This is a genomic window from Flagellimonas sp. B-3 (assembly GCF_056857835.1).
Window position 1 is genome coordinate 129,755 of the sequence record NZ_JBSXNW010000019.1, and the last position, 17,138, is coordinate 146,892.

At 36.7% G+C, this 17,138-nt stretch carries 19 protein-coding genes; 7 read left to right on the forward strand and 12 right to left on the reverse strand.

All coding sequences use genetic code 11. The features are described 5' to 3' along the window. Positions 1-16: 16 nt before the first annotated feature. The 12 genes from AC13CS_RS07915 to AC13CS_RS07970 form a co-directional block, all read right to left on the reverse strand. Positions 17-1,372, reverse strand: coding sequence for an APC family permease (locus AC13CS_RS07915; protein WP_127137412.1), 1,356 nt, complete (start codon positions 1,370-1,372; stop codon positions 17-19). Between the two features lie 7 nt (positions 1,373-1,379). Further along, the gene (locus AC13CS_RS07920; RefSeq protein ID WP_127137411.1) at positions 1,380-2,735 is read right to left on the reverse strand and encodes an NAD(P)/FAD-dependent oxidoreductase; all 1,356 of its coding nucleotides are present in this window, start codon (positions 2,733-2,735) and stop codon (positions 1,380-1,382) included. Further along, positions 2,732-3,193, reverse strand: coding sequence for a universal stress protein (locus AC13CS_RS07925; protein ID WP_127137410.1), 462 nt, complete (start codon positions 3,191-3,193; stop codon positions 2,732-2,734). Before AC13CS_RS07925 ends, AC13CS_RS07920 begins: the two co-directional genes overlap by 4 nt. Before the next feature lie 12 nt (positions 3,194-3,205). Then, positions 3,206-3,820, reverse strand: a complete 615-nt coding sequence (locus tag AC13CS_RS07930; protein WP_228122685.1) for a lycopene cyclase domain-containing protein — start codon at positions 3,818-3,820, stop codon at positions 3,206-3,208. Positions 3,821-3,934: 114 nt separating this feature from the next. Continuing rightward, entirely contained in the window at positions 3,935-4,213 is a 279-nt protein-coding gene (locus AC13CS_RS07935; RefSeq protein WP_008616426.1) for a DUF5676 family membrane protein, read from the reverse strand. A gap of 17 nt (positions 4,214-4,230) precedes the next feature. Continuing rightward, a complete protein-coding gene (locus AC13CS_RS07940; RefSeq protein ID WP_127137409.1) occupies positions 4,231-4,449 on the reverse strand; it encodes an SHOCT domain-containing protein in 219 nt (72 codons plus the stop codon). Between the two features lie 22 nt (positions 4,450-4,471). After that, on the reverse strand, positions 4,472-4,690 hold the full coding sequence (locus AC13CS_RS07945; protein WP_008616428.1) for a heavy-metal-associated domain-containing protein: 219 nt from the start codon (positions 4,688-4,690) through the stop codon (positions 4,472-4,474). Positions 4,691-4,697: 7 nt separating this feature from the next. After that, the gene (locus AC13CS_RS07950; RefSeq protein ID WP_008616429.1) at positions 4,698-4,967 is read right to left on the reverse strand and encodes a hypothetical protein; all 270 of its coding nucleotides are present in this window, start codon (positions 4,965-4,967) and stop codon (positions 4,698-4,700) included. Positions 4,968-4,991: 24 nt separating this feature from the next. Next, the gene (locus AC13CS_RS07955) at positions 4,992-5,471 is read right to left on the reverse strand and encodes a hypothetical protein (protein ID WP_008616430.1); all 480 of its coding nucleotides are present in this window, start codon (positions 5,469-5,471) and stop codon (positions 4,992-4,994) included. Positions 5,472-5,636: 165 nt separating this feature from the next. Next, complete coding sequence (locus AC13CS_RS07960; RefSeq protein ID WP_008991348.1) at positions 5,637-6,236, reverse strand: WG repeat-containing protein; 600 nt, start codon at positions 6,234-6,236, stop codon at positions 5,637-5,639. A gap of 69 nt (positions 6,237-6,305) precedes the next feature. Further along, positions 6,306-6,887: a helix-turn-helix domain-containing protein gene (locus tag AC13CS_RS07965; RefSeq protein ID WP_293164626.1), complete on the reverse strand. Its 582-nt coding sequence runs from the start codon at positions 6,885-6,887 to the stop codon at positions 6,306-6,308. 169 nt (positions 6,888-7,056) lie between these two features. Next, entirely contained in the window at positions 7,057-7,479 is a 423-nt protein-coding gene (locus AC13CS_RS07970; protein WP_482876231.1) for an HYC_CC_PP family protein, read from the reverse strand. Between the two features lie 280 nt (positions 7,480-7,759). Between AC13CS_RS07970 and AC13CS_RS07975 the strand changes: the two genes are divergently transcribed. The 7 genes from AC13CS_RS07975 to AC13CS_RS08005 all read left to right on the forward strand — a co-directional run bounded on the left by AC13CS_RS07975 (position 7,760) and on the right by AC13CS_RS08005 (position 17,114). After that, positions 7,760-8,176, forward strand: a complete 417-nt coding sequence (locus tag AC13CS_RS07975) for an HYC_CC_PP family protein (RefSeq protein WP_008616438.1) — start codon at positions 7,760-7,762, stop codon at positions 8,174-8,176. Between the two features lie 135 nt (positions 8,177-8,311). Further along, positions 8,312-12,052, forward strand: a complete 3,741-nt coding sequence (locus tag AC13CS_RS07980) for an efflux RND transporter permease subunit (RefSeq protein ID WP_127137408.1) — start codon at positions 8,312-8,314, stop codon at positions 12,050-12,052. Beyond that, the gene (locus AC13CS_RS07985) at positions 12,049-13,266 is read left to right on the forward strand and encodes a TolC family protein (RefSeq protein ID WP_127137407.1); all 1,218 of its coding nucleotides are present in this window, start codon (positions 12,049-12,051) and stop codon (positions 13,264-13,266) included. The genes AC13CS_RS07980 and AC13CS_RS07985 overlap by 4 nt, the downstream gene beginning before the upstream one ends. A gap of 2 nt (positions 13,267-13,268) precedes the next feature. Next, the gene (locus tag AC13CS_RS07990) at positions 13,269-15,566 is read left to right on the forward strand and encodes a multicopper oxidase domain-containing protein (protein WP_127137406.1); all 2,298 of its coding nucleotides are present in this window, start codon (positions 13,269-13,271) and stop codon (positions 15,564-15,566) included. A 21-nt stretch (positions 15,567-15,587) separates the two neighbouring features. Beyond that, positions 15,588-15,974: a DUF302 domain-containing protein gene (locus AC13CS_RS07995; protein WP_127137405.1), complete on the forward strand. Its 387-nt coding sequence runs from the start codon at positions 15,588-15,590 to the stop codon at positions 15,972-15,974. A 51-nt stretch (positions 15,975-16,025) separates the two neighbouring features. Next, positions 16,026-16,661 (forward strand): DUF3347 domain-containing protein, encoded by a 636-nt coding sequence (locus tag AC13CS_RS08000; RefSeq protein ID WP_127137404.1) that lies wholly within the window; start codon positions 16,026-16,028, stop codon positions 16,659-16,661. Further along, positions 16,662-17,114 (forward strand): heme-binding domain-containing protein, encoded by a 453-nt coding sequence (locus AC13CS_RS08005; RefSeq protein WP_127137403.1) that lies wholly within the window; start codon positions 16,662-16,664, stop codon positions 17,112-17,114. Positions 17,115-17,138 lie beyond the last annotated feature (24 nt).

Sequence of the window (17,138 nt, forward strand, 5' to 3'; positions counted from 1 at the left end):
AATTGTTTTTAATTAATTATGTTTTATTGTTTTTGTCACTTGTATTCTTCATTCCCATCGGCATATTACCTTCATCGTCTGTATGTGAAATCATAAAAAGGCGTTCCGCCACAAGTATTAGAACAATCCCAATTGCCGCGACAATAAGAACCAAAGGATCGTTCAGATATTTTATATAAATAAAGGCCGAGAGTACTGCAACATCCAGTATAATGGCAATCACGGGGATAATTGGTTTAAAATCCACTTCTTTTCTAAGATTGCGGAAAAGCCCCCAATGAATTGCGATATCCATAACGAGGTAAAATATAGCCCCAATGGATGCAATTCTTGTTAAATCAAACAGGATTGTCAATAAAATGGCAAGGGAAACGGTAAATATGAGTGCTGGATTTTTTAAGCTACCAAGTTTGGTTAAAGAAGGCACCTGTTTCATATTGCTGAGCATTGCCAACAAGCGTGAAGAGGAAAAGATACTGGCAATGACCCCAGAAACCGTGGCAATAATGGCAATGCCAATGGTAATCCAGGAACCCCATTCCCCAAAAACAGGTTTTGCGGCGGCTGCAAGGGCATAATCTTTAGCTTCGATTATTTCAGGAATGCTTAAACCTCCCGCAACAGCTAATGCCAAGGCTACATATATCAGTGTGCAGATAAGTATGGAAAACACGATAGACCTACCAAGATTTTTATGCGGGTTTTTAATATCGTCCCCTTGGTTCGTGATAGTGGTAAAGCCTTTATAAGCAAGGATAGATAACGCCAAAGCGGCCACAAATCCGAAGCCTTGTGGTAATGTCTCAGTATTTTTGGGAATATAGTTTCCCGTAATATCGGCAAAACCTGAAATTGCAAGGCCGGCAATAGCTAAAATTGCTATTCCCACTACCTTTATAATAGCGGTAAATGTCGCGGTGGCACCAATAACCTTATTGCCCAGGATGTTCACTATATAAGCAACAACAATTAGCCCAACACCCAGGGTAGAGGCATAACCTGCATAGGACTCGGGAAATAGTCTCAACGTATATGCTCCAAAAGTGCCCGCCACCAGACTTTCGGAAACTACCATTGATACGTACATCAGCAAAGAATAAAACCCTGTTGTTGTTCCAGGTCCATAGGATTTGTTAAGGAATTTAACCACACCTCCAGACGATGGAAAAGCATTTGAAAACTTGACATAGGAATATGAGCTAAAACCCACCACAACAGCACCTGCAATAAATGCAATGGGAAATAGATCACCCACCAACTCTGCTATTTGCCCCATAAGGACAAATATGCCAGCACCAATCATTACGCCTGTACCAAGAGATATGGAACCTAATAAGGAAAGCTTATTATTTTTATCTGTGGTGTTTTTCATTTCAAAATTATTTTTCCCTGTTTTTAATCGAAGATTTCGGTTTAAAGTTTCTAATAATCAGGCGGTTGCTCTTTTCATAAGTGAAATAACTTACCGCCCAATTAAAACCAACCATCAATCTATTTCTAAATCCACTTATGGACATCAAGTGAACAACGGACCACAGCAACCAGGCGAAATAGCCTGCAAATTTAAATTTGCCCAAATCGGCAACTGCCTTGCGTTTACCTACGGTTGCTAAGGAACCTTTATCTTTATATTTGAAAGGTTTTATGGATTTGTTATTTATGATATTTAATATCGAATCGCCCAGGTATTTACCTTGTTGAATAGCGGTCTGTGCTACTTGTGGATGTCCTTTTGGGGTTTCTTTGGAAATGAGTGCTGCGATATCACCTATGGCAAAAATATTTTCGTAGCCTTCTACTTTTAAATTGGCATTGGTTTTAATACGGTTGCCTCTGACTACGTGTTTTCCATCAATACCATTTGGGAATTGTCCTTTTACGCCAGCCGTCCAGATAAGGTTTTTAGCCAATATGGTCTTATCACTTTTGGTAGTGACTTCCTTTCCATCATAATTGCTTACAGCTTCATTTAATAATACCTTTACATTTAAATCCTCTAAATATTTGAGGGTTTTCGAAGATGCTTTATCAGACATTGTACTTAACAACTCATCAATGGCTTCTATTAAATAAATGTTCATAATGGAAGCAGGATACTCTGGATAATCTTTGGGTAGAATGTATTTACAGAATTCAGCCAATGCTCCTGCCATCTCTACACCGGCAGGACCACCACCTACAATTACAAAATTTGTTAGGGCATCCCGTTCATCATCATCACAGGTAATGGCAGCCTGTTCTAAATTTTGCAACATCATATGGCGAATGTTCAGGGAATCTCGGATATCCTTCATTCCCAAGCTGTTTTCTGCTACTTTATCCATCCCAAAAAAATTGGTGGTTGTACCTGAAGCAATTACCAGATAGTCATAGTGAACTTTTCCTTTAGAAGTTATTAATGTGTTTAATGAGGGCTGAATTTCTTCTACTTCGACCAAACGAAATACTACATTTTTGTAACCATTGAATTGTTTTCTAAATGGAAATACTATGCTATCAGGTTCCAACGCACTCGTTGCCACTTGATATAATAAAGGTTGAAATTGATGGAAGTTATTTTTATCGAGTAAAACCACTTGAACTTCTTTGTGTTTCAGTTTTTCAACCAATGCCAAACCTGCAAATCCTCCACCAACGATAACCACACGAGGTAATTTAGTATCTGGAAGACAGATTTCATCTGTTATCTTACAGGTGGATTCCAACGGAATGCTATGTGTTTGCTTTTCTTTCATTTTTTATTTCTATCTCTTGCAATGAGTACTGAACATTTGGCATTTGTGGTCAAATATTGGGATACAGAGCCCAATACTAAGCGTGAAAGTGCACCGTGACCCTGAGAGCCTACTACGATTAAATCTGCACCCCAATCTTCTGCTTTTTCATAAATAGTACTTTTGGGCAGGCCACTAACAACACTTGTGGTTATGGAAAGTGCCTTGTTTTCGGCCTTGATTTTATCGAAAGCTTCTGAAACGATTTTGTTTCCCAATTTTTGAGCGTTACTTCTAATTTCTTCTATGTAATTTCCTATCCTGCCGCCCATAGTATGCAATCCCAGGCCGGTTGTTTTCGGAACTTCATAAACATTTATAATATGAATTTCACTATTTGAGGATAGGGTCATTTTTATAAGTTCGTGAATGGCTACTTTACTGAAATCTGAACCATCTATGGCCAATAATATTTTCATAATTTGAATGTTTTAGTTGGTTGACATTTCTTTCGATTTTATAAGTTTTCTCCAATACAAGTGTTCATATAATCCAGACCAATACATACCAAAGGTGAAAGCGAACAGTAACTCTTCAATTGGGATTCCCAAAACAAGAATATGGGTCAGGTTGTCCAGATTCCAGTACAGCTCCACATATTGCGGATAAAACGGAAGGATGCTTCCGAAATAAATGAAGTACAGTATGGTAAACAAGATTCCTCCAACCCATATCTTTCCTTTTAAATCTGGGCGACAGTACAATGTTGCCAAACCACCAAAAAACATTGCAATGATGCCACAATAGATGTGGTTAAGCGTGGTGAAAAGACTAAATATGACGAATACAATGGCTGGAACAAAAAGTATATAAATATGTAGCTTATGTCTTTGGTGGCTCCGTTCGGTATGAGGCATATCTATATAGCCTTTTTTGAATATCAGATTATACAATACCGTCCCTATTCCGCCAATGGCAAAAGAGAAGATAAGGCTCTCAATATCAAAACCTGTTCTTTCCGCTAAATGGAATAAGGAAGGTGGCATCCAATATTCTGGTACAAATAATGGTTCTGTTAAACCAAAGGGCATCGTAATAAGGCTCATTTTGAGCATTTCTTTTCTATACCCCTTTTTTGACAAATAGATTATTGCCCAAAGAGCAAGAATTATAAGAGACCATATGAACCAGACATATTGCATAAATTTTATTTTACTCTCTTATTTTTTGACTTTTATTTGCGCATTATAAAAAGCCGCAATACAGGCACCTATTAGCCATCCTAAAATGAATATCTGTACTATTCCCAAACCAGCTTCCCATAGTGGCACATCCATCCTGATAATGCTTGTGGTATCTAAACCGTGCAATAGGCTGTTGAAAAAATCGATAGTGGCTTCTCGACCTGCTGTTGACATAACTATCATACAGCCTAAGTAAATTAGTGCCCCCGTAAGACCGAAAGCAAATCCGAGTTTTTTTACGTTTAATCGATACATAATTTTAAAGTTTTGAGTTAGTTGTCTGATTTTAATATCTTTTTTGATTCCTCAAATTCTTCCTTGGATATTTCGCCTTTTGCAAAGCGGTTTTTAAGAATATCCAGTGGGCTGTCCTTCTTTGTTTTTTGATAAGGGATATCTGCTGGGTTAAAGAATATCCAAGCCAATAAAATAATCCATATAATCCACCATATTAGGTGCATACCTCCAAAATGTCCTTCGTAAAAATGCATAATTTTTGGTTTTAAGTTGTTGTTAATTTAATTCTGTAATTGTATAACCATTGAGCCCATCAAGTTGCTTTTGTAATTCGGCAACAGAAAGTGCTTCATTCATCGTGATAAGTGCAGCACCTTTTGGTGCCAAAAAGATCTCTGCTTTTTCTATATTGGGATGTTCTTCTAAAGTCTTTTTTACTCTTGATACACATCCACCGCAGCTGATTCCGCTTATTTGAAATTTTTGTTTCATCATTTAGTATTTAATGGTGATGATGCCCTTTGTGTTCATCTTTTGGTTCTGTTTTTGAAACATCTTTACCGTGTTCGTTTTCTCTTTGTCTATTCTGTGAATGATTGTGCCCACCGTGGCGATGTGAACCGTGAGGCATAAATAAGTGACAAGCAAACATAAAGAGGATGAAGATGAATAGAGACGAACTGCTTCCTATACCTAATGATGGTGCAAAAAAGATAAACAGTAATGGTAATCCACAACCGATGACCATCCATATCCAGTGATTATTTTTCATTGTTGTTTATTTTAAAAGTTAAAATTAATGATGCTCGGTATGCTCACCTTTGGTTGGACTATCCATATCGTCCATCTTGTCCATACCCTGCATATCCATTCCTTTTTCGCCCATCATCTTTGAGCAGGATTCCATACAGTCTTCGCTCATCATCCCTTTTTCGTGCATCATTTTCATCATAGTGCCCATCATTTTGCCGTCATTCATCATTCCGTCCATCATTGAGTGCATCATTGTACTGTCTTTCATCATCATTTGCATTCCTTCTCCTTGCATCATTGAGCTCATCATTTTTTTGTTGCCCTGCATCATTTGCATTGCGTGTTGGTTGTCGTGCATACTTTCCATAAATTCGGTCATATAGTCGTGATTTTTGGAAATGGCATTAAAAACTTCTGTGCGAGTTTCAGGGTTTTCCATTAGTGCCTGAGTGTTTGTTTCTTGTTTGCAACTGTTTAAGCTTAAAAGCCCAACTGCCGATAAAACAATTAGTAGTGTTTTCATAATTTATTTTTTGAGTTAAACATTTATTTTAATTTTTATAAACCCATTCCCAACAATCTAAATGTTTATAGTTGAGGGAATGGATTATCAACTATTAATTCGCAGATTTTAAAAAGGTTATAATCTTTTTGAATTTCTTATATGTTATGTGTATTTTCAATATTATTAGATTTTTTTTATACGCCACTTCTTATTATTACCTTTAACTGCCACCAAATTTTCCGAAATCAATTTTGATGTGATGGCAGGTGGATTTTTATCATTCTTATCTTTTGGCGAGACGTGAATGGCCAATTGCGTTAAATGGTCAATGGTATTACCATTCTCATCTATAACAAGCTCAAAATAATGGTAGTTTACCACGTCTTTTTTGAAAATGTCATTATAGCCAATGGTTTCTTTTTCAACTTTTAACACCAAGGCTTTGCCATATTGAAAGTTGTTGGCATTGAGGAATTGTGGAGTGATGACAGTTTTTCCAGTTTTATCGATATAGCCATAATAGAGCACGCCATCTTTTTGGTTTGCAATCAGGCATTTTCCGTTACTGAATATAGGGTAGCTTGCATTGTCTGTTTTGGTTGCCACCAAATCATTTCGAAAATCAACGATTAAATTTCCTTCTGGGTCAATAAAACCCCATTCGTTCCCTTTTTTAATGGCAGCGACGCCATTGCTAAAAGGCGAGATGTAGTCTAAATTTTCAAAGGTTTGTGCAATTCCTATAAAGGGAATTAATACTAATGTGATAAGTAGTTTTTTCATTTTGTTTAATTTAATTTGATGAAATTAACCATTGCCTTAAGCTTTTGTCTGCATAACTTTCGTTGATATCTATATAATTTCATCATAGAAATTCCGTTTCCAATTTCCTGTGTTTTTGTAATCGGTCATACTCATTCCCACCACTTCCTTAAACTGTCTAGACAGGTGGTTGACACTACTGTAGTCCAATAAATATCCTATATCTGAAAAGGAATGTTGTTTAAGCTGAATGAGCTCTTTGACTTTTTCTATTTTTAATTTGATAAAGTACTTTTCAATGGTTGTCTGTTGATTTGCTGAAAACAATCTGCTCAATATCTTGTAATCTTTATGAAGTCTTGAAGCCAATAGTTCAGATGTTTTTACCTTAATATGTAACGGTAGCTCTTGCAATTGTTCTATTAGAATAATCTTGATTCTTTCTGTGAGCATTTCTTCTTCATTCTGAACAATTTCAAAATTATTGGCGTGAAGTACACTTGTAACGGTATCGATAATTTCATTGTTCGTTTTTTTTTGTGCTTCTACCAGCAACCTTCCTAATTCCAAGGAAAGCACTGTAACTTCAAGTTCTTGTAATTCTTGTTTAATTACTTTTAAGCAGCGGTTACAGACCATATTCTTAATCCAAAATTCTTTTGGTTTGTTCATAGTATATAATGTATTGTCATTGAGTTTAGCTCAATGGTCTGATAGGTTTAGCCTAACAGGATTAATATTGTGTAGCGTTGTTGAGAATAGGGTACAACAAATGTTAGCCAGAAGTGAAATATTGGCTATAGAGGCAATGCAGATTAATTTTAACCTGCGAAGTAGAAAATCAAATTAAAAAGGACTCGTTGAGGATTACAAGGTCTGTGGATAGCAAAGGTGGCCTATAAGCCTTAAAAGAAACTTTGTTTTTCTCTAAACCTTCAAAAAGGTTGATATAAGAATAGACGAAGTTGTTTAAGAAAACTAAAGTTTCAATCTCTGAAATTGTATTGGCCTTCTTGAAGGTGTCATCTCCTTCTTTCAAGATGGTCTTATTATCGCAACAGTCTTTCTCTTGTATTGTAGTACATTGCTTGGAATTATTATCTTTTTTCTGTGCAGTCTCCATACAAGATTCTGCTTTACTAAAAAAAGCCAAATCCACCATTTTATTACAGCAAAAGTGCATATTTACCGTAAAGGATGTGGTGGAAAACAGTATAAAAACTGCTAAAAAGAAGGACAGTATTTTAGTAAAAAAAGATTTCACAAAAATTAATAAATTTTGATTAACATTAAAGGATTTTGGAAAATAAAATTCAACTGTTCAATTATTTTATTATCAATTTTTTACAAAAAAACAACAAAATTAATCAGTACAAATATAATTCTAAAAGTTCAACAGAACTATGATTTATATCATATAAAGGAAGCTGCAAAAGAATTTTATTTGCAAATAATATTTAAGCGGTTTCGTGCAAAATAAACATTTAAAAAAAAATTGTTAAATAAACAAATTGAGATAAATTTTTTATAAATTTGCAACATTAATGAAAAAAGTTTTTCATAAAATATCATCCGTTTGTTTGGCACTTATCGTGCTATTGTCAACAGTTTCTTTTACTATTGATAGTCATTACTGTGGCGATACTTTAGTGGATTCTTCTTTATTTGGGCACGTTGAAACTTGCGGAATGGATAAGCAACTATCCAAAAATGATTGTCAAAGTGAAGTTCAGGATGATTCCTGCTGTTCAGATAAGCAATTAGTTGTTGAAGGTCAGGACGACCTGAAGATGTCTTTTAACACCTTAAATTTTGAGCAACAAGTCTTTGTTGTCTCTTTTGTACATTCTTATATCAATCTCTTTGAGACTCTTGATTCACACATTGTACCATTTAGAGATTATGCGGTTCCCTTTCTCATACGGGATATACAAAAACTGCACGAGACGTATTTAATTTGATTTTAAACAGTTTCCGATAACTATCGGAAAGATTATCCTAATGGTTATAACCATTCTGGGGTCATTTCGTTGTGTTTAATTTTCTGATTGCATCAGAATCTTATTCAATGTTTAACTGTTTAACAATCAATACACATGCTGAATAAAAGCATCAAATTTTTAATCGAGAACAAGCTAGTAGCCGTTCTACTACTTGCACTTTTTATTGCTTGGGGAGTCGTAAACGCCCCGTTTGAATGGAATACAGGCTCACTTCCTCGAGACCCTGTTGCCGTAGATGCCATACCAGATATTGGCGAAAACCAACAAATTGTATTTACTAAATGGGATGGTCGTTCCCCTCAAGATATTGAGGATCAAATTACTTATCCTCTAACCACATCGCTTCTTGGTATTCCAGGGGTTAAAACAATACGTAGTTCATCTATGTTCGGGTTTTCGAGCATTTATATCATTTTCGAAGAAGATATTGAATTTTATTGGAGCAGAAGCCGAATACTTGAAAAATTAAACTCATTACCAGCCGGACTTCTACCAGAAGGCGTTAATCCAGCTCTAGGTCCCGATGCCACAGGATTAGGGCAAATATATTGGTACACCCTTGAGGGACGTGATAAAGATGGTAATGTTACAGGTGGATGGGATTTACAGGAATTACGAAGCATTCAGGATTTCTACGTAAAATACGCACTGTCTTCGGCGAGTGGTGTTTCCGAAGTGGCTTCCATCGGCGGATATGTTTTGGAATATCAAGTGGATGTTAATCCCGAATTAATGCGGCAATACAACATAGGCTTGAGTGAGGTTGTAAAAGCAGTAAAACAAAGCAACAAAGATGTTGGTGCACAAACGCTTGAAATCAACCAAGCTGAATACCTTATAAGAGGATTGGGTTATATTAAGAAACTATCTGATTTAGAAAACGCGGTAGTTACTTCAAAAGATTTTACATCCATCCGTATAAAGGATATTGCGAAAGTAACACACGGTCCTGCTACAAGAAGAGGCTTATTGGACAAGGAAGGAGCCGAGGTTGTTGGTGGTGTTGTAGTGGCTCGTTATGGGGCCAATCCTATGGAAGTCATCAACAATGTTAAAGAAAAAATAAACGAGTTAAGTTCTGGGCTTCCATCAAAAACATTAAGCGATGGGAGGACTTCGCAATTAACCATCGTACCCTTTTATGACAGAACAGAACTAATCCAAGAAACCTTGGGCACACTTGATGAAGCGCTAACTTTAGAGATATTGATAACCATTTTTGTGATTATCATAATGGTCTTCAATTTAAGGGCTTCCGTATTGATTTCCGGATTATTGCCTGTTGCGGTTTTGATGGTCTTTATTTCTATGAAACTGTTCAATGTAGATGCAAATATTGTCGCCTTATCTGGTATTGCAATTGCTATTGGAACTATGGTCGATGTGGGCGTTATCCTTTCGGAAAATGTCTTGCGGCATATTGATGAAAATGAAGAAAAGCTACCTATGAATACGGTAGTTTATAATGCGACTGCCGAAGTTTCTGGCGCCATCTTAACGGCAGTAATGACCACTATTATTAGTTTCATTCCTGTATTTACTATGATTGGTGCAGAAGGGAAATTGTTTAGGCCATTGGCATTTACAAAAACGGCAGCACTCACCGCAGCTCTTATTGTTGCCCTATTTTTAATTCCACCATTTGCGGCCTATTTATTTAAAAAGAGAAATTTAAAAACTTCTTTTAGTTATATGCTAAATGGAGCATTGATTGTTTTTGGCGTTTTATCTTTAATTTTAGGCTATCCGCTTGGATTAATATTAGTTGCATTTGGCGTTGTTGGCTTCCTTTCACTAAAGGAAAAGATTACGTCAAAACGCGCCAACATCATCAATATATTTGTTTCGGCTTTTGCTATCATATTCCTATTGGCGGAATATTGGAGACCACTGGGAGTAGATAGAAGTATCCTTATAAACTTAATCTTCGTTGGTCTTATCTGTTTTGGTCTTTTGGGTGTATTTACACTTTTTAGAAATTATTATGTTCGAATTTTAAATTGGGCATTGCGTAATAAGCTGTTATTTCTTTCGATACCAACTGCCATTGTAATTTTTGGAGTGATGATTATGCGTAATACTGGTAAAGAGTTTATGCCTTCACTCAATGAGGGTTCATTCCTGTTAATGCCCACTTCAATGCCACACGCAGGTGTGGAGGAAAATAAACGCGTCCTACAGCAACTCGATATGGCCGTTGCGAGCATTCCAGAAATTGAAACTGTAGTCGGTAAATCTGGGCGTACAGAATCAGCATTAGACCCTGCACCGTTATCGATGTATGAGAATGTTATTCAATATAAATCTGAATATATTTTAAATGAAAATCGCAAAAGACAACGCTTTAAGGTAAACGAAGACGGCTTATTTGTTTTAAAGGATGGCAGTTTAGTAACCAACCCTAATAGCGAAATTGAAGTAGAAGATGATGACTATAAAGCCTCAAAAATTACAGACCCATTCTCTGTGACAAGTTCACAGCTCATTCCAGATGACGATGGAGAGTACTTTAGAAATTGGCGACCTGAAATTGAATCGCCAGACGATATTTGGAAAGAAATCGTAAGGGTTACAAAGCTTCCAGGTGTTACTTCAGCACCAAAGCTACAACCCATAGAAACACGCTTGGTGATGCTACAGACTGGTATGCGAGCACCTATGGGCATTAAGGTGAAAGGACAGGATTTAAAAGAAATTGAGGCGTTTGGGGTACAATTGGAAGATATCTTAAAACAAGCCGAAGGCGTTAAAGACGAAGCTGTCTTTGCCGACCGTATTGTGGGGAAACCTTATTTACTTATTGATATTGATAGAGAACGACTTGCGCGCTATGGCATAACCATAGAGCAAGTACAGCAAGTTATACAGGTTTCTGTAGGTGGTATGGTGCTTTCGCAAACAGTAGAAGGTAGGGAGCGTTATGGTATTCGTGTGCGCTACCCCAGAGAATTACGCGCAAATCCAAACGATTTAAAAGATATTTATGTGCCTGTAGAAAAAGGAAGTCCAGTTCCGTTAAGTGAGTTGGCTACTATAAGATACGAACAAGGGCCTCAGGTCATTAAAAGTGAGGACACTTTTTTAGTTGGCTATGTGCTTTTTGATAAGCTGGACGGTTATGCAGAGGTTGATGTAGTGGAGAATGCCCAAGCCCTAATTCAGCAAAAGATTGATGACGGCGAGTTAATTGTGCCAAAAGGAATCAACTACCGATTTACAGGAACGTATGAGAACCAATTAAGGGCTGAAAAAACTTTAAGTGTTGTAGTACCATTAGCTCTCATTATCATATTCCTAATTCTTTATTTTCAGTTTCGTTCGGTAAGTACATCGCTAATGGTATTTACTGGTATTGCCGTAGCCTTTGCAGGTGGGTTCTTAATGATTTGGGGTTATGGACAGGATTGGTTCCTGAATTTTAGTTTTTTCGGAGAAAACCTGCGAGACCTGTTCCAAATGCACACTATAAATTTAAGTGTAGCTGTGTGGGTGGGCTTTATTGCCCTGTTTGGTATTGCAACAGATGATGGTGTGGTAATGGCAACTTATCTCACTCAAACATTTGATAAAAACAAACCAACAGATAAAACTGGGGTTAGAGCATCCGTAGTCGAAGCAGGAGAAAAACGTATTCGACCTTGTTTAATGACAACGGCAACCACGATTCTTGCTTTACTACCTGTACTCACATCAACAGGTCGAGGTAGTGATATTATGATTCCGATGGCAATTCCATCCTTTGGAGGAATGTTAATTGCGCTTATAACCCTATTTGTTGTACCAGTATTATTTAGCTGGAAACACGAATTTCAATTAAAAAGAGCTACAAAATGAGATATGTAATTGTAATAGTACTTGCTTTTTTTGCTTTAGCCAAAACGAATGCACAAGATTTGACAACGTACATTCAGGAAGCTGAGAAGAATAATCCAGAGATTCAAGCTTTTGAATTGCGGTATAATATAGCTGAAGAAAAAGTTAATGAAGCAGATTGGTTGCCAAATACCGTTGTGGGAGTAGGTTATTTTGTAAGCGAACCCGAAACCCGAACAGGTGCACAACGTGCTCGCTTTTCGGTATCACAAATGCTGCCTTGGTTTGGAACTATTACCGCAAGGGAAAATTATGCCAGTTCAATGGCAGAAACTCAATATGTAGATATTGCGATTGCAAAGCGAAAACTTGCACTTGCAGTTTCTCAATCTTATTACGAGCTATACGCCATCAGAGCAAAACAATTAGTGCTTGATAAGAACATTGAGCTTTTAGAAACCTATGAGCGTTTGGCGTTAACTTCAGTAGAAGTTGGTAAGGCATCTGCTGTAGATGTTCTTCGCCTGCAAATAAGGCAAAATGAACTTGTACAGCAAAAAGAAGTATTGGAGCAAGATTATTTGGCAGAACAAACAGCTTTCAACAATCTTTTAAATCGGGATGAGGATATTGCAGTAACCGTAGTTGAAGAGATGTTTATTCCAGATGAGGATGCTTTAATCTTAACTGAAAACCTTCAGTTAAACCCAGAACTCATAAAGTATGATAAGCTATTTGAATCGGTTGAACAATCGGAGTTGTTAAACCAAAAAGAAAGTGCACCTAATATAGGTTTTGGTTTGGATTATGTGCCAGTTTCTGAACGTCCTGATATGAATTTTGTTGACAACGGAAAAGACATTGTAATGCCGATGGTATCTATCTCAATTCCAATATTTAATAACAAGTATAAATCTGTCACAAAGCAAAATGAATTAAGACAATTGGAAATTAAATCTCAAAAGGAAGACAGGTTGAACAAACTTGAAACGCTTTTGGCACAAGCCCAACATAACAGAAATGCTACGAGGATTAAATTTAATGTACAAACCGATAATTTAAAACAGGCAAATGATGCCGAAGAAATATTGATAAAAAATTATGAGACAGGTACTATCAATTTTAATGACGTGTTAGACGTACAAGAATTACAATTGAAGTTTCAAATAAACCTTATTGAATCGGTCAAAAGTTATTATATCCAGTCAGCAATAATAAACTACTTAAGTAATTAATTATGAAGACACTAAAAACAATCACCTTATTATTATTTACCTCATTCACTTTTGCCCAGGTAGGCACAAATGGTGATGACAGGAAAGAAGAAGGACGACCCGTCAAAGAGTATAACCTTACCCTAGAACAAAAGGAGATGACCCTTGGAGGCGTAACGGCCAATGCAATGACCATAAACGGCCAAATTCCTGGTCCAGTCTTGGAATTTACCGAGGGAGACCTTGCCATAATCAATGTGACTAATAAAATGGATGAGGAAACATCAGTGCATTGGCACGGATTAATACTTCCAAATTTCTATGACGGTGTTCCATATTTAACAACACCACCTATTGAACCAGGGGAGACATTCCAATACAGAATTCCAATCAATCAGTCTGGAACCTATTGGTATCATTCACACACAATGTTACAAGAGCAAAAGGGTGTGTATGGCTCCATAATCATTCAGCCTAAAGAAAAAACATTGGATTATGATAAAGATTTGGTAGTGGTATTGTCTGATTGGACCAATGAAAAACCAATGAATGTACTACGTAACTTAAAGAGGGGTAACGAGTGGTATCAAGTTAAAAAGGGTACAGCAGTACCGTTGAGTAGGGTAATTAAAGAAGGTGCTCTGGGAGCACAGTTCAAATTTTGGCGAGACCGTATGGAAGGCGCAGATATTGCAGATATCTACTACCCTGCATTTTTAACAAATGGTAAAAAACAAGCAGACTATCCAGAATTTCTACCAGGTGAAAAAGTAAGGCTTCGTTTTATCAATGCATCGGCATCTACTTATTATTGGATGGATTTCGGAGGAGGTAACCCAATGGTTGTTTCAAGTGATGGTATAGATGTGGAACCTATATCAAAAAGTCGCTTCCTTTTTGGTATTGCTGAAACCTATGATGTAATTGTCACCATTCCAGAAGGTACAGTAGAAATTACTGCCACGGCACAGGATGGTTCTGGGGACACCTCTTTACGTATAGGACAAGGAACACTTTATCCCGCAGAAAGAATTGACAGACCAGATAAAGTGGAAATGATGAAGCAAATGGCTAAAATGGATATGAAAATGGGAGCTCCCTCTATGGTAGGCAACAAAAAGAAAAACACACCCGAAGTTTTGATGCAGAAGTACGGGATGAAGATGGATATGAAAGATGGGCAAATGAATATGAACGATAATAGTTCTACGAAGGATGGCGCAATGAATGATAAAATGAATATGGATGACCATATGAACCATAATGACCAAATGATGCAAAAAGACACTTCTTCGTTTGATTACAACACCCGAAAGACCTATTTCAACTATGATTTTTTAAAGGCAAAAGAAAACACCACATATAAAGCAGATTTACCGGTAAATGACATTTTATTGAACCTAACTGGAAATATGCAGCGTTACGTCTGGAGTATGAACGGTGTACCCTTATCGGAAACGGATAAAATAAAAATCAAGGGTGGCGAGGTAACAAGAATTACCCTCAATAACCTGACAATGATGCACCACCCAATGCACCTTCACGGGCATTACTTTAGGGTGATTAACGAAAATGGAGAACGTTCCCCGTTGAAACATACTGTTAATGTGCCGCCTATGCAAAAAGTTGTTATCGAATTTTATAACGAAGAGTATGGCGATTGGTTCTTCCACTGTCACATACTGTATCATATGATGGGTGGTATGGCACGCGTATTTAGTTATGACACACCAAGGGACAAAAGAATGGCAGATTATCCGGTTCAAAAACTAGTTGATGAGACAGACCATTATTATTCGTGGGGATTGGCTCGTATAGGTTCAAACTTTAATGAACTCTTATTAACATCGAGCAATATCCGTAACGAATTTGGATTAAGGGCAGAGTTCGATTACGACCAAAACCTTGAAGCCGAAATAAGTTATAATAGGTATCTGAACGATTGGGTACGTGTTTATGCAGGAGTAAATACCGAAACGTCAACACCAGATTCTTACGATACATTTAATACCGTAGGATTGGTTGGTGTAAAGTATTTTACGCCTTATAGATTTAATGTAGATGTGAGTATGGACCATCAGCTACGCCCAAGAATACGTTTGGACAGAGAATTATTGATTTTTCCAAGAATTTTTTTGGAAGGCGAATACGAATACAGAGCAGATTTTGGATGGGTCAATGATTTAGAGAATAATAAATCATTTGAAAGCGAAACACAATGGTTGGTAGGGGTTGCATACATTCTTTCGCGCAATTTTTCAATCCAAGCTAACTACAATAACCGATATGGATTGGGTGGTGGACTATTAGCAAGATTTTAAACAACTAAAAATTAAAAAAAGATGAACTATTATTTTAATAAAACAATCAATGGAACCTTCGAAGAGGTCATAGAGAAAGTGACACAAGGATTGAAAGACGAAGGTTTTGGCATACTCACAGAAATTGACGTCAAAGAGACCTTAAAAAACAAACTGGATATAAACTTCAAAAAGTATAGGATTCTAGGGGCTTGCAATCCTCCCTATGCTCACAAAGCTTTGCAAGCAGAAGATAAAATTGGAACGATGTTGCCTTGCAATGTCATAGTTCAGGAAATTGAAGCAGGCACCATTGAAGTAGCAGCAGTAAACCCAATGGCATCGATGCAGGCAGTGGAGAATGAGAAGTTGAATGAGGTTGCCAATGAAATAACTGCAATGCTAGAAAACGTAATTGAAAAACTATAAAATACATTTCAAAAAGTAATACAAATAAACACAAACATAAATTAAAACAAAATGAGCAAATTAAAATCAACATTAGGTATAGTTGCAATAGCATTTATAACCTTAACAGCAATGTCTTGCAAAGACAACAAAAATGAACAAAATAATGCAGATGGGAACCATTCTGAAATGAGTGCTGATGAAGACCATTCAAAAATGAATCACGATAATAGTGATGAACACCACGATGGAGATAAGAAGGAAATGGCAATGAGTGGCGATGGTAATTCACAAGCTGTATTAAAGGACTACTTTAATCTTAAAAATGCGTTGGTTGCAGATGATAATGCTAAAGCCAAAGAGTTGGGTGCAATCCTCGCAACATCCTTAGGCAAGCTTGACATTTCAAAATATACCGATGCCCAGCAATCTGATTTAAAGGACATTGTTGAGGATGCTGTAGAACACGCAGAACATATTGCAGAAAGTGATATAGCACACCAACGAGAGCACTTTAAAATTTTAAGTAAGGATGTAACAGATATGGTTGCCATTACTGGAACAGAGATGAAAATATACGAGCAATTTTGCCCAATGTATGATAACAATAAGGGTGGTGCTTGGCTTAGTATGAACGAAGAAATTAGAAACCCTTATTTCGGTGACAAAATGTTGAAATGCGGTAAAGTACAGCGAGAAATTAACTAAATGAAAGTAGTAAAAATCATAGCGATTGTGTTATTGGTAGCGTTTGTGGGGATTCAATTTATGCCCACAACGCGCAACCAAAGTGATTCTGTTCCTTCCACCGATTTTATGTTGGTCAATAATGTGCCAGAGAATATTCAAAAAAAGTTACAGGTATCCTGCTATGATTGTCACAGCAATAATACGCAATACCCTTGGTATAACCAAGTTCAGCCTGTTGCTTGGTTTCTGGAAGACCATATAAAAGAAGGCAAGGCTGAATTGAATTTTAATGAATGGGATTCGTTATCAAACAGAAGAAAAAAGAGCAAGTTAAGGTCAATCATCAAACAGATTGAAAGTGACGAAATGCCTTTATATTCTTACACTTTGATTCATAAAGACGCAAGCTTTTCTGAAGCTGAAAAACAGGAACTAATCCGTTGGATAGAACAATTAAAAGATAGTATATAAACAATAACAATTAAAAACAATAAA

Excerpts from the sequence above, each read along its gene's own strand:
- AC13CS_RS07915 (WP_127137412.1), bottom strand. The coding sequence starts at position 1,372 with ATGAAAAACACCACAGATAAAAATAATAAGCTTTCCTTATTAGGTTCC.
- AC13CS_RS07920 (WP_127137411.1), bottom strand. The coding sequence starts at position 2,735 with ATGAAAGAAAAGCAAACACATAGCATTCCGTTGGAATCCACCTGTAAG.
- AC13CS_RS07925 (WP_127137410.1), bottom strand. The coding sequence starts at position 3,193 with ATGAAAATATTATTGGCCATAGATGGTTCAGATTTCAGTAAAGTAGCC.
- AC13CS_RS07930 (WP_228122685.1), bottom strand. The coding sequence starts at position 3,820 with ATGAGCCTTATTACGATGCCCTTTGGTTTAACAGAACCATTATTTGTA.
- AC13CS_RS07935 (WP_008616426.1), bottom strand. The coding sequence starts at position 4,213 with ATGTATCGATTAAACGTAAAAAAACTCGGATTTGCTTTCGGTCTTACG.
- AC13CS_RS07940 (WP_127137409.1), bottom strand. The coding sequence starts at position 4,449 with ATGCATTTTTACGAAGGACATTTTGGAGGTATGCACCTAATATGGTGG.
- AC13CS_RS07945 (WP_008616428.1), bottom strand. The coding sequence starts at position 4,690 with ATGATGAAACAAAAATTTCAAATAAGCGGAATCAGCTGCGGTGGATGT.
- AC13CS_RS07950 (WP_008616429.1), bottom strand. The coding sequence starts at position 4,967 with ATGAAAAATAATCACTGGATATGGATGGTCATCGGTTGTGGATTACCA.
- AC13CS_RS07955 (WP_008616430.1), bottom strand. The coding sequence starts at position 5,471 with ATGAAAACACTACTAATTGTTTTATCGGCAGTTGGGCTTTTAAGCTTA.
- AC13CS_RS07960 (WP_008991348.1), bottom strand. The coding sequence starts at position 6,236 with ATGAAAAAACTACTTATCACATTAGTATTAATTCCCTTTATAGGAATT.
- AC13CS_RS07965 (WP_293164626.1), bottom strand. The coding sequence starts at position 6,887 with ATGAACAAACCAAAAGAATTTTGGATTAAGAATATGGTCTGTAACCGC.
- AC13CS_RS07975 (WP_008616438.1), top strand. The coding sequence starts at position 7,760 with ATGAAAAAAGTTTTTCATAAAATATCATCCGTTTGTTTGGCACTTATC.
- AC13CS_RS07980 (WP_127137408.1), top strand. The coding sequence starts at position 8,312 with ATGCTGAATAAAAGCATCAAATTTTTAATCGAGAACAAGCTAGTAGCC.
- AC13CS_RS07985 (WP_127137407.1), top strand. The coding sequence starts at position 12,049 with ATGAGATATGTAATTGTAATAGTACTTGCTTTTTTTGCTTTAGCCAAA.
- AC13CS_RS07990 (WP_127137406.1), top strand. The coding sequence starts at position 13,269 with ATGAAGACACTAAAAACAATCACCTTATTATTATTTACCTCATTCACT.
- AC13CS_RS07995 (WP_127137405.1), top strand. The coding sequence starts at position 15,588 with ATGAACTATTATTTTAATAAAACAATCAATGGAACCTTCGAAGAGGTC.
- AC13CS_RS08000 (WP_127137404.1), top strand. The coding sequence starts at position 16,026 with ATGAGCAAATTAAAATCAACATTAGGTATAGTTGCAATAGCATTTATA.
- AC13CS_RS08005 (WP_127137403.1), top strand. The coding sequence starts at position 16,662 with ATGAAAGTAGTAAAAATCATAGCGATTGTGTTATTGGTAGCGTTTGTG.